Source organism: Pseudomonas sp. R2-60-08W (assembly GCF_003852335.1).
Lineage (GTDB): Bacteria > Pseudomonadota > Gammaproteobacteria > Pseudomonadales > Pseudomonadaceae > Aquipseudomonas.
Genome location: NZ_CP027731.1, coordinates 175654 through 188445, shown reverse-complemented (window position 1 = coordinate 188445; position 12792 = coordinate 175654). Strand labels below are relative to the sequence as shown.

Here is a 12792-nt window from a genome sequence, read left to right as displayed (position 1 = left end):
TCCTAAGAAGACGATTTCCCAGAGTCTAGCCCAGGCGCCAGCCACGCCAGCAACCGCTCGACGCACTGCTGTGCCGGCAGCACGCCGGTATCCAACACCAGCGACGCATGGGGCGGTGGCTCGTAAGGCGAGCCGATGCCGGTGAACCCCGGCAGTTCTCCCCTTCGCGCCCGGGCATAGTGCCCCTTGGGGTCGCGGTCTTCGCACACCGCGAGTGAGGCGCTGCACCACACTTCGCGATAATCGGCGCCCAGGCGCTCGGCAAACACCGCGCGCAGCTCAACCAGCGGCGCGATCAACGCCAGGATCACGATGTGCCCGTTTTCCACCAGCAGTGCCGCGAGTTCGCTGGCGCGGCGGATGTTCTCCAGGCGATCGCTGTCGGCAAACCCCAGGTCTTTGTTGAGGCCACCGCGCAAAGCGTCGCCGTCGAGGACCAGGCTCTGTCGGCCCTGTTCGAACAGCGCCACGTGCAGCCCCTGGGCCAGGGTGGATTTGCCCGAGGCGGGCAAACCGGTGAGCAGGATCGCCACGCCGCGATGCCCATTGCGTGCTTCGCGTTGACGGCGAGTGACGCTCGCCGTCGGCGCCACCAGGTTATTTGGCGACGGCACGTGGCACCGGCGTGGTGATATTGCCGGCAGCCCACGCTGATTCGCGGCCAGCCAACGCCGTGGCGATGGACTGCACGCGGTCCGAGTCCAGCTCTTCGGGCAACGGGTCGAGCCCGGCGCTGGCGAAGATCTGGCCATAGGCGTTGCGCAGGTCGGCGTAGGCCAGGTCGCGGCGCAGGTCGGCTTGCAGGGTGTTGAGTTCGCCCTGGATCAAGTCGAGCTCACCTAACCCGGCGGCCTCATGGCGGTTGCGCAACTGGGTGAGGATTTGCCCGTCGATGCTGGCGAGTTGTTCGCTGGTCTTGAACTGGCGCACGGCTTCCTGGTAATTGGCGTTGGCCACGTAGACTTGGGCCAGCACCGCGATGGACATCGCCTGGCGTCGGGCTGTCGCGACGTTTTCACCGGCCTTGGCGACGTCGATGGCGGCCGGCGCGGAGATCACGTTGAACAGGTTCCAGGTGATCTTGGCGCCGTAGTCGGCCCAACGGTTGTCGACCAAAAACGAGTTGCTGTCGTAATGGCCTCCGGCCGAAAACTCCAGGCCCGGCAGCAGGCGCAGCATGGCTTTGCGGGTTTCGGCGGCGCTGATGCGGGTCTGGTAGTCCTGCTCGCGCAGTTCAGGGCGGTTGGCCAGGGCTTCCTGCTCCAGGCTGGCCAGCTTGACCTTCAGTTGCGGCACGCTGTAGTCATCGGGCGTTACCAGCTTGAGGTCGGTGCCCATGGGCAGGTTGATCAGGGTAGCCAGTTCGGTCTTGGCCAGGGATAGCGCGCGGCGCTGTTCCTGCAACTGGCGCGTGGCTTCGATCAGCGAGCGCTGGTAACCGAGGGCCTGCACCGGGTCGCCGATGCGCTGCTCGCTCATGCTCTGGCTGTTGGTCTGGGCCTGGTTGACCCGCGCCATCAGGCTGTCGATCTGGGTCAGCAAGCGTTCAGCCGCCACGGCGCGCCAATAGGCCGAGCGCACGTCCTGCACGATGGTGTTGATCACCTTGCGCCGACGTTCCTGGATGATCAGACGCTGGTCGCCCTGCTGCTTGGCGCTGATGTAGCTCACACCAAAGTCGAGAACGTTCCACACCATGGTCAGGTCCGCCACGCGGCGGTCGCGGTCCTGGGAGGTGGACGGTTCCAGCGACTGGTTGCCACTGAGCACGCTCTGGCTGCTGGAGGCGTTGGTGTTATTGCGCCCGGCGTAGCCCGCAGACAGGGCCATGCGCGGCAGCATGTCGAAGCTGGAAAGGTCGGACTGACGCATGGCCAGGGCTTCTTCCATGATCTTCAAGCGGCCTTCGAGGTTGTACTTCACCGCACGGGCCATTGCCTGGTGCAGCGTGAGCGGGCCGCTCAGCGGCTCCTGGTCCTTGTACATGCCTTGCAGATCGCTGCGGGCTCGCTGCTCACTGACACTGCGTTCAATCGGCTCGCTGGTGACCGCACAACCGCCGATCGCCAGCGCCAGCAAGCTGGCGCCGAACAACTTATGACCTGTTTTCATCCTTGGAGCGCCCCTGTTCCTGCGTCTTGAGTTAAGTATGTTCAAGCCTGCATTTCGCTGATGCCGACCTGTTGCAGTGCACGCGCCAGGTCAATCACCTGGCGTTGTTCGGTGTCCTTGAGTTGCTGCAATTGCTGGCCGAGGGTTGGCGCGCCAAATACGCCACGCAACCCGTGGGCCGGGTCGGACTGGCCCTTGATCGACTTGCTGTCGAACGCCTTGAGGCCGCTGTCGTCGCCGCCGCTGTCACGGTTGAACAGGCTCGACAAGGAGCTTGAACCAAACACTCCGCCATCGCCGCCGCCAAAGCCGAGAAAGCCCTTGCCGCTGCCATCACCGGCGTCGTTGTTGCTGAACACCTGGGCGATAAAGCTCGGCGCCGACGCACCGTTCTGAATGAAGATACTGCCCAGGGGCGGCAAGCCCGCGCCTATTTCGCGCGGTGCAAACAACGGCGAGAAGCCGATGAGTGAGCCGAGATTGCCGGTCGGCTGGCCGAAGATAACGGGCTGCAATGGCACGTTCGTCGCCACCTGCGACGGTGCCGGCTCGGTGACGCGAAACAGCGGGTCGCCAGTCAACGTAACGGTATTGATCGAGAAGTTGTTGGAGTTGGCAAAGCCGCTGCCCGTATTGCCCGACAGGTCATTCACCAGCCCGGTATCGAGGGTGATGAAGTTGCTCGGGTCGTTGAGGTTGGCTGACGGGGTCAAGGTGGCCGTCCAGGTCTGGCCGCCATCGCTGGTTGCCAGGTTGGACAAGCTGCCGTTGGCCACGCTCAGGTCATCAAGGTCGAAGCCACTGACTTTCTCGCTGAAGGTGAAGGTCACGGTGGTGGTCTGGCCCACCGTCAGGTTCGGGTTGGCGATGCTGATCGTCGCGGTGGGACGTTCGCCATCGATCGCATAATTGTTGGAGATCGCAATGCCGCTGCCGGCATTACCCGCCGCGTCATTGACCTGACCCGCATCCAGCACGATCAGGTTGGTCGCATCGCTGATCACCGCGGTTGGGGTCAGGAGGGCGGTCCAGGTTTTACCGCCATCCTGGCTTGCCAGGTTGGACAGCACACCATTGGCCACACTCAGGTCCGACAGGTCAAAGCCGCTCACTGCTTCGCTGAAAGCGATGGTAACGGTGGTGGTCTGCCCGATGCCCAAGGTGCCGTTGGCCACGGAAATACTCGCGGTGGGGCGTTGGGTGTCGACGGCATAGTTGTTGGAATCGGTGGTGCCGCTGCCTGCGTTGCCGGCCGCGTCCTGCACGCCGCTGTTGTTCAGCGTGACCAGGTTGCTGGTGTCGGTGATGTTGGCCGTCGGCGTCAGGGTCGCGGTCCAGGTCACGCCGCCATCGCTGGAGGCCAGGTTGCCCAGAGTGCCATTGGCCACGCTCAGGTCGCCGGTGCTCAAGCCACTGACTGCCTCGGAGAAGGTAATGGTGACTTGGGCAGTCTCACCCACCTTCAATGCGCCGTGGTCGACCACAACCGTCGCGGTCGGCCGCAGCGTGTCGATGCTGAAGTTATCGGAGCCCGTCACGCCACTGCCGACATTGCCTGCCAGGTCGCTGATACCGGCGTTATCCAGCGTGATCAGGTTGGTGGTGTCGTGAATGTCGCTGGTCGGCGTAAACGTCGCCGTCCAGGTGATGCCGCCGTCCGTGCTGCTCACCGCCGAGAGCGCGCCGTTGGGCACGCTCAGGTCGCTGTTGTCGAAACCTGATACCGCCTCGCTGAAGGTGATGGTCACCAGCGAAGTTTCCCCGGCGGCCAGGGTCGGGTCGGCGACCACGATCGTGGCCGTTGGGCGCTGGCTGTCGATGGTGTAGTTGTTCGAATCGGTGGTGCCGCTGCCGACGTTGCCGGCCTGGTCGGCGATGCCGGTGTTGCTCAGCGTGATCAGGTTGCTGGTGTCGGTGATTCCGGCCGTCGGCGTGAAGGTTGCGGTCCAGGTAATGCCGCCATCGCTGCTGCTCAAGGCGCTCAGGGTACCGTTGGCAACCGCGAGGTCGGCGTTGGTAAAGCCGGTGACCGCCTCGGAGAAGGTGACCGTTACCAGCGAAGTCTGGCCGACGCCGAGGGTGGTATTGGCAAGCACAATACTGGCGGTCGGGGCCTGTGTGTCGATGGCGTAGTTGTTGGAGCTGGTGGTGCCACTGCCGACGTTGCCCGAGCCGTTCTGTACACCGCTGTTATCCAGGGTGATCAGGTTGCTGGCGTCAGTAATGGCGCTGGCGGGCGTGAACGTCGCCGTCCAGGTGATACCGCCGTCGCTGCTGCTCACCGCGCTCAGCGTACCGTTGGCGATGGCCAGGTCGGCGTTGCTGAAACCGCTGACCGCTTCGCTGAAAGTGATGGTGACCAGCGAGGTTTCGCCGACGCTTAACGCGGTGTCCGCGACCACGATGGTTGCCGTCGGTTGCACCGTATCAATGGTGAAGTTGCCCGAGTTGGTGATGCCGGTACCGGCATTACCGGCCAGGTCGGCGACCCCGGCGTTGTTCAGGGTGACCAGATTGGTGGTGTCGCGCACGCTGGCGTTCGGGGTGAAGGTTGCCGTCCAGGTGATGCCGCCGTCGCTGCTGCTCACCGCCGAGAGCGTGCCGTTGGGCACACTCAGGTCGCTGTTATCGAAACCTGCAACCGCCTCGCTGAAGGTGATGGTCACCAGCGAAGTTTCCCCGGCGGCCAGGGTCGGGTCGGCGACCACGATCGTGGCCGTTGGGCGCTGGCTGTCGATGGTGTAGTTGTTCGAATCGGTGGTGCCGCTGCCGACGTTGCCGGCCTGGTCGGCGATGCCGGTGTTGCTCAGCGTGATCAGGTTGCTGGTGTCGGTGATTCCGGCCGTCGGCGTGAAGGTTGCGGTCCAGGTAATACCGCCATCGCTGCTGCTCAAGGCGCCCAGGGTACCGTTGGCAACCGCGAGGTCGGCGTTGGTAAAGCCTGTGACCGCCTCGGAGAAGGTGACCGTTACCAGCGACGTCTGGCCGACGCCGAGGGCGGTATCGGCAAGCACAATGCTGGCGGTCGGGGCCTGTGTGTCGATGGCGTAGTTGTTGGAGCTGGTGGTGCCACTGCCGACGTTGCCCGAGCCGTTCTGTACACCGCTGTTATCCAGGGTGATCAGGTTGCTGGCGTCGGTAATGGCGCTGGTGGGCGTGAACGTCGCCGTCCAGGTGATACCGCCGTCGCTGCTGCTCACCGCGCTCAGCGTACCGTTGGCGATGGCCAGGTCGGCGTTGCTGAAACCGCTGACCGCTTCGCTGAAGGTGATGGTGACCAGCGAGGTTTCGCCGACGCTTAACGCGGTGTCCGCGACCACGATGGTTGCCGTCGGTTGCACCGTATCAATGGTGAAGTTGCCCGAGTTGGTGATGCCGGTACCGGCATTACCGGCCAGGTCGGCGACCCCGGCGTTGTTCAGGGTGACCAGATTGGTGGTGTCGCGCACGCTGGAGTTCGGGGTGAAGGTTGCCGTCCAGGTGATGCCACCGTCGGCGCTGCTCACCGCCGAGAGCGTGCCGTTGGGCACGCTCAGGTCGCTGTTGTCGAAACCTGAAACCGCCTCGTTGAAGGTGATGGTCACCAGCGAGGTCTCACCGGCGCTCAACATTGGGTCGGCGACCACGATCGTGGCCGTTGGGCGCTGGCTGTCGATGGTGTAGTTGTTCGAATCGGTGGTGCCGCTGCCGACGTTGCCGGCCTGGTCGGCGATGCCGGTGTTGCTCAGCGTGATCAGGTTGCTGGTGTCGGTGATTCCGGCCGTCGGCGTGAAGGTTGCGGTCCAGGTAATACCGCCATCGCTGCTGCTCAAGGCGCCCAGGGTACCGTTGGCAACCGCGAGGTCGGCGTTGGTAAAGCCTGTGACCGCCTCGGAGAAGGTGACCGTTACCAGCGACGTCTGGCCGACGCCGAGGGCGGTATCGGCAAGCACAATGCTGGCGGTCGGGGCCTGTGTGTCGATGGCATAGTTATTGGAGTCAGTGGTACCGCTGCCGACGTTGCCCGCACCATTTTGCACGCCACTGTTGTCCAGGGTGATCAGGTTGCTGGTGTCGGTGACATTGCTGATCGGCGTGAACGTCGCCGTCCAGGTGATACCGCCGTCGCTGCTGCTCACCGCGCTCAGCGTACCGTTGGCGATGGCCAGGTCGGCGTTGCTGAAACCGCTGACCGCTTCGCTGAAAGTGATGGTGACCAGTGAGGTTTCGCCGATGCTCAACGAGGTGTCCGCGACCACGATGGTCGCTGTCGGCTGTACGGTGTCGATCGTGTAGTTGGCCGAGTTGGTGGTGCCGGACCCGGCGTTGCCGGCGAGGTCGGCGACGCCGGTATTGGCCAGGGTAATCAGGTTGGTGGCGTCATTGACGCCAAGCGTCGGCGTGAAGGTGGCGGTCCAGGTGATACCGCCATCGCTGCTGCTGACGGCCGTCAACGTACCGTTGGCAATCGCCAGGTCGGCATTGGTGAAACCGCTGACGGCCTCACTGAAGGTGACGGTGACCAGCGAGGTCTCACCGGCGCTCAACACCGGGTCGGCGACCACGATGGTGGCGGTTGGCCGGACGGTATCGACGGCGTAATTGGCCGAATCGGTGGTGCCGCTGCCGGCGTTGCCGGCCTGGTCGGCGATGCCGGTGTTGTTCAGGGTGATCAGGTTGGTGGTGTCGCTGGTGCTGGCGGCAGGGGTAAACGTCGCTGTCCAGGTAATCCCCCCGTCGCTGCTGCTGACGGCCGTCAATGTGCCGTTGGCAATCGTCAGGTCGGCATTGGTGAAACCCGACACGGCTTCACTGAAGGTGATGGTCACCAGCGAGGTGTCGCCGATTTTCAGGGCGGTGTCGGCCATTACGATGGACGCGGCCGGGCGCTGGGTGTCGATGGTGTAGTTGTTGGAGCTGGTGGTGCCGAGGCCCTGGTTGCCATTCACATCACTGACCCCGGTGTTATCCAGGGTGATGAGGTTGGTGGTATCGGTAATGCTGGCCGTTGGGGTGAGCGTCGCGGTCCAGGTGATGCCGCCGTCGCTGCTGCTGACGGCTGACAACGTACCGTTGGCGACAGCCAGGTCCGCGTTGGTAAAGCCGCTGACGGCCTTGTTGAACGTGATGGTGACCGTTGAGGTTTCACCGATGGCCAGCGCGGTGTCGGCCACGACAAGGGTAGCGGTCGGACGCGTGGTGTCGACCACGAAGTTGTTCGAATCGGTGGTGCCCTGCCCGGTGTTTCCGGCAGCGTCTGCTACCCCGGCGTTATTCAGGGTAATCACGTTGGTGGTGTCAGTGACGCTGTTGGTGGGCGTGAACGTGGCCGTCCAGGTGATGCCGCCGTCGCCGCTGGTGACGGCCGACAGTGTCCCGTTGGCGAGGGTCAGGTCCGCGTTGGTGAAACCGCTCACGGCCTCACTGAAGGTGATGGTCACCAGCGAGGTTTCACCGATGCTCAGGCTATTGTCGGCGACCACGATGGTCGCGGTCGGCCGAGCCGTATCAATGGCGTAGTTGGCCGAATCGGTGGTGCCGCTGCCGGCGTTGCCGGCCTGGTCGGCAATGCCGGTGTTGTCCAGGGTGATCAGGTTGGTGGCGTCGGTGATAGCAGTGGTCGGGGTAAAGGTCGCCGTCCAGGTGATACCGCCGTCGCTGCTGCTCACCGCGCTCAGCGTACCGTTGGCGATGGTCAGGTCAGCGTTGGTGAAACCGCTTACGGCTTCACTGAACGTAAAGGTCACTGCCGTGGTTTCACCGGCTTTGAGTGCCGTGTCGGTGATAGCGATCGTGGCCGTCGGGCGAAGCGTGTCGACCACGTAGTTGGCGGAATTGGTGGTGCCGACGCCGACTGCGCCGTCGGAGATGGCCGCCACGCCGGTGTTGTCCAGGGAGATAACGTTGGTGGTGTCCGAGATGGCATTGGTGGGCGTAAACGTCGCCGTCCAGGTAATGCCGCCGTCGGCGCTGGAAACGGCTGTCAACGTGCCATTGGCGATGGCCAGGTCGGCATTGGTGAAACCGCTCACGGCCCGGCTGAAGGTGATGGTTACCAGTGAGGTATCGCCGATTTTCAGGGCGCTATCAGCCAGCACGATGGTGGCGGTCGGGGGCTCGACGTAGGCGGTATTGAGGACGCCGCCACTGCTGTAAATCGAGGGCTGCGCGCTCGGCGTGGTACCCGCGGTGCCCCCGCTAGTGGGGCCGCCTACCCCGCTGGCCGCGGCGTTACCGCTCAGCGCGGCAAAGTTGGCGGCGGTGATCAACACGGTCCCGCCGTTGTTCCAGATGGCTCCCACACCGCGACCACCGGCGCCGCCGTCGAAGATCTTGCCGCCGCTGCCGCCGCCCCCACCGCCGCCGCCGGCCGCGATGTTGTTGCTGATCACCGAAGCACCGATCACTTTCAGGGTGCCGCTTGAAGCGTTGTAGATACCACCCGACGCATTGCCGCCGACGCCGCCGACCTTGTCCCAGCCGGAGCCGCCACCGCCACCGCCAATCGACAGCGTGCCGTTGGTCGCCGATCCGCCGTCACCGCCGTGGCTGTAGCCTGACGCACCATTGCCACCCAGGCCGCCAGTGCTGGTGCCGCCGCGTCCGCCCATGTCGTTGACTGAGTAGCCACCCCCGTAGCCGCCAGCGCCGGCGCTGCCGGCGCCCCCGGCATACGTGAGGTTGCCTGGCCCGGTCGAACCGCCATGGCCGCCGCTTCCCCCACCGATACCCCCGCCGCCGCCACCACCGCCGCCGGAATAGGCGGGCGTCACGCCACCACCGCCACCACCACCGGACGCGGCGTTGGCGGTGACCGTCACGTTGTTGAGCGTAAGGGTGCCAGCGTTGAAAATCCCGCCGCCCATCGCGCCCGCCGCTGCCGCGCCGCCGTTGCCGCCGTTGCCCGCCACCAGCCCTTTGGTGATGACCAGGCCATCAAGGGTTACCGTACTGCCGGACGCGATTTCCACGACGCGGGACCGGTACTGGCCATCGAGGGTGATATCCGCGGTGCCGTTGTTGTCCAGGTCACCATCGACGGTGATGTTTTTATTGATCAGCAACTCGGAGGTGAGCGCCACGGTCGAGCCGGAGAGGCCGGCATTGAACGTGACGATATCGCCGTTCTGCGCCGAGGCGATGGCCGCGCGCAGCGAACCGACCCCAGTGTTGAGGTTGTTGGTAGCGGTCCAGGTCGCCAGGCCCCACTGGTAATCGCTCATGGCTTTGGTCGACAGCACGTTGGCGCTTTCGATGGAGCCGGTGGCGATCTCCAGGTCCCAGTCGCCGCCCACGCCCGTGCGGTTGATCGACGCCGCCACGTCGCGGCCGGTCAACTGCGCCAGGGAATCGACAAAATTCAGGCCGCGTTCGCCCTCGGCGGTGTAGCAGCCGTAAATCAGGATGTCGCCGCCAACGTTCATGTCCTTGCCGATTTGCCCCAGCACCGCGCTGCGGGCCGCGACATTATCGGCCGACAGGTAGGTAGTACCGAGCCACAGATCGCCCGCGTTGCCGTGGGCAACGATCTGCACCGAGCTGACGCCCTGGTGAGTGTCGAGGTAGTCGGCAATCTGCTGCAGGCCGTCCTTGCTCGCATCCAGCTGGATGACCTGGGCGCCCGGGGCCACGCCTTGCAACAAGCTGGCGGAGTCCTTGACCCGGGCATCCACGAACACCACGGTTTGACCGGGCACGGCTACGGGGGAAACGGCTGGCGCGTCGGCCTGGCCGTGGGTGTCTTTGCTCACGCTCGGGTGGTCAGCCGTCGGCGGCTTGGCGGCGTCAGCGGTGGGATGGCTGTCGGGTTGCGCCGCTTCAGCCACGGTGGCGGCGACTGCGCCGTCGAACAGCATGCGCGGCTCCAGGTGCATGATCATCGGCGAGACCCGTGCCCGTACTGCTTCGGTTTCCCGCGACTTGCGATTGCTCCACCACATGCTGCTCACCCGGCGTCAAACGTTCTTGAGAAAAATGAAAACGCCGCGATCAACTGATCGCGGCGTTGGCCTTCATACGAATCACATTGGCGGCGCTGGCTGAGCCGTCCTGCCAAAACGACAACTCGGTGTACTGCTGGAACAAGTCCGGCGGCAGGATGGTGCGCCGCGTCTGCAAACGCACCTTGGGCTGGACCTTGTGCAAGCCGGAAACGCCCAGCGCCTCGTCGAATGCCGGCGCGTCGTAGGCGAGGTTGTCGAAGTCATGCTCAAACCATGGCTCGCCGATAAAATCGTAGACCAACCGCATGACCCGCTCCGGGGCCTGGCTGAGCAGGTCGTAATCGACGATCAGCAAAGAATCGGCATGTTCACCGTAATAGGCTTCCTTGAGCGCAGCCCAGGCAAACCCGACCAGACGGTTGCGCTGGGCCAGGGTTTCGCAGCGGCTGTAGACCGTGTTGCGCTCGACGTCATCGCCAAACAGCTTGGTGTTTTCGAAAGGATTGGCGCGATACAGGCGTTCCAGGCTGTCCATGATCCAGGCGACGTTGCGCACACAGGCGACGACCTTGGCCTGGGGAAACAGGTCGTGCAGCGCAGGCATACGCGCGCACCACTGGCGGTTGGTGTCGAATACCACCGGGATGGAGGCTTTGTCGGCGTAGTAGGAATCAAACAGGCCGCGCAACAGGCGACGACGGGTGTTGGCATCGATGACCGAGCCAAACTCGCTGCCGGCGCTGCACTGCGCCAGCACACCATTGAACAAGGTGCCTAAAGGGCTGCTCATGCCGGCGTGAAAACGCGGGTTCTGCAATAAAATCGCAGAGAGCAGGGTCGAGCCGGAGCGCGGCAAGCCCGAGATAAAGTGATACTGCAATCCGTTCACCACTTTGTAGGACAAAAATCCATTTGTGGGCCGGAGCGTAGTTGAGAAACACAGTGCCGACTAGCGATCATTTGCCACTATTTTGGCATGCCCCTAATACCAATTCGTGATTAGCGGCAACCGGCGGGCCGCGAAGGCTCTGGCCCGCCACACAACACGAACAGCCGCGCCCGCGCGCCGCCGCCGTCCTGCTGCAAAAGTTCTTGCCAGCCTGGCGGAATCGGCGCGAATTCATCCGGCAGCTCGTTGCTGCTGATGAGCCAGACACGTCGTGTGTCGGGCGCTAAGGCAGACAGACGGTCAAGGTAGATGCGCCCGCCGTCCTGATCCACCAGAGTGCCGAAGCCATAGGCATTCGGCCGAGTCGGCGTACCGTCGGGCCTGGGCGGGGTGTAAAGCTGCAGTTGGGCGTCGGTCTGGTCGTAATACACGTAGCTGAGGTACCACATCATGTCGCTGAGAACGATGCGGTCGCCTTCCTGATAGTTGCGGTTGACGAACTCCACCGGCACGTTGAACTGATCATGCACATCCACCGTGGCATTGTTTTTCAGCCCCAGCAGCTCCACTCCGACAAACACCACGCACAACGCCGCGCCCAGCCATGCCAGGCGCGTGGGCAGGCGGTCGATGGCCAGGGCCACAAGGATCGGCAAGCCCAGGGCGTACACCGTGAGGTAGCGCTCGATAAACACCGGCGAGATAAACGACACCGCATACACCAGCAGTAGCGGCAACAGGAAGAACAGCGCCAGCAGGCGGGCCGGGCGATGGCGCTCGCGATCCTGCCAGGCGGTGGCTATCACGACGGCGATCAACAACAGCGGGAACAGCCAGAACAGCGGTCGCCAGAAGTCCACGCCTTCATCCTGAAGCGTGAACTGCCAGATCATCGACGGCACGGAGGTCAACGTGACCGGGTCTTCCCAGCCAATGTCACCGCCAACCTTGAGCTGTTCGACGTGTTGCACGAGGTCAAGCATGTTCGGCAGCCAGGGCAGGTACAACGCCACGACCAGCGCATTGGCGCACCACCACGACGGACGCAGGATCAGGCGCTGGCCGGGCGCCTGGGACGGGCACAGCAGCCCCAGGTAAGCCCAGTGCACCAGCACGCACAGTGCAGTGAAGTAATGGGTATAAAAACCGGCGGCCATCAACAGCGCATAAACGACCAGGTAACGCGTGCGCGCGGGTTGGCGCACCCAGTACACCAGCGCCAGCGTGGCCCCCAGCAACCACACCGCCAGCAGCGAGTACATGCGCACTTCCTGGCTGTAGCGCACGGCGGAGGGAAACAGCGCCAGCAGCACCCCCGCCAGCACCGCTGCGCGGCGGGTAGACAGTTGCCGCGTGAGCCAGACGCCCAGGCCTACCGCCAGCACGCCGGGGATAGCACTCATGCCGCGAATCGACCAGATGCCGTCGCCGAACAGTTCGATCCAGCCGCGCAGCATGAAAAAGTACAGCGGCGGATGCACATCATGGGCGGCGTGAAACCACAGGTCGTCCAGGGCGTATTCGCTGAGCAGCAGGCTTGAACCCTCATCGCCCCAGATCGCCGCAGCCGTCAGGCCATAAAACCGCACGGCCATGGCCAGCGCCAGGATCGGCACCCACCACAAACGGCCTAGCCAACCGGCGCCTTCCCAGGTGCTCGAAAGACGATTGACTAAGGAAAGTGCCGCCACTTTTTCGTCTTGTTCTACCACAGACCGTCGCACCTCAACTCCCCAGACACAGCCCGTTTACCAGGCAAACCCCACACATGCGCAAACACGCGCCACTCTAGGACAAAAGCCCCGGTTTCGCTCGCTGTTTCGCAACCGCCAGGCAGCAAGCAACAACGGCGACTACGCTCTGCGATGG

Annotated in this window: 5 protein-coding genes; all 5 read right to left on the bottom strand. The window is 64.0% G+C overall.

From position 1 onward, the window contains the following. Window positions 1-2: 2 nt before the first annotated feature. Complete coding sequence (cysC, locus tag C4J90_RS00765) at window positions 3-614, bottom strand: adenylyl-sulfate kinase (protein ID WP_124418978.1); 612 nt, start codon at window positions 612-614, stop codon at window positions 3-5. Further along, window positions 598-2112, bottom strand: a complete 1515-nt coding sequence (locus C4J90_RS00760) for a TolC family protein (RefSeq protein ID WP_124360702.1) — start codon at window positions 2110-2112, stop codon at window positions 598-600. The genes cysC and C4J90_RS00760 overlap by 17 nt, the downstream gene beginning before the upstream one ends. A gap of 41 nt (window positions 2113-2153) precedes the next feature. Then, window positions 2154-10031: an Ig-like domain-containing protein gene (locus tag C4J90_RS00755; RefSeq protein WP_124418977.1), complete on the bottom strand. Its 7878-nt coding sequence runs from the start codon at window positions 10029-10031 to the stop codon at window positions 2154-2156. 49 nt (window positions 10032-10080) lie between these two features. Continuing rightward, window positions 10081-10923: a sulfotransferase gene (locus tag C4J90_RS00750; RefSeq protein WP_124408574.1), complete on the bottom strand. Its 843-nt coding sequence runs from the start codon at window positions 10921-10923 to the stop codon at window positions 10081-10083. Between the two features lie 110 nt (window positions 10924-11033). Further along, on the bottom strand, window positions 11034-12647 hold the full coding sequence (locus tag C4J90_RS00745; RefSeq protein WP_124418976.1) for a glycosyltransferase family 39 protein: 1614 nt from the start codon (window positions 12645-12647) through the stop codon (window positions 11034-11036). Window positions 12648-12792 lie beyond the last annotated feature (145 nt).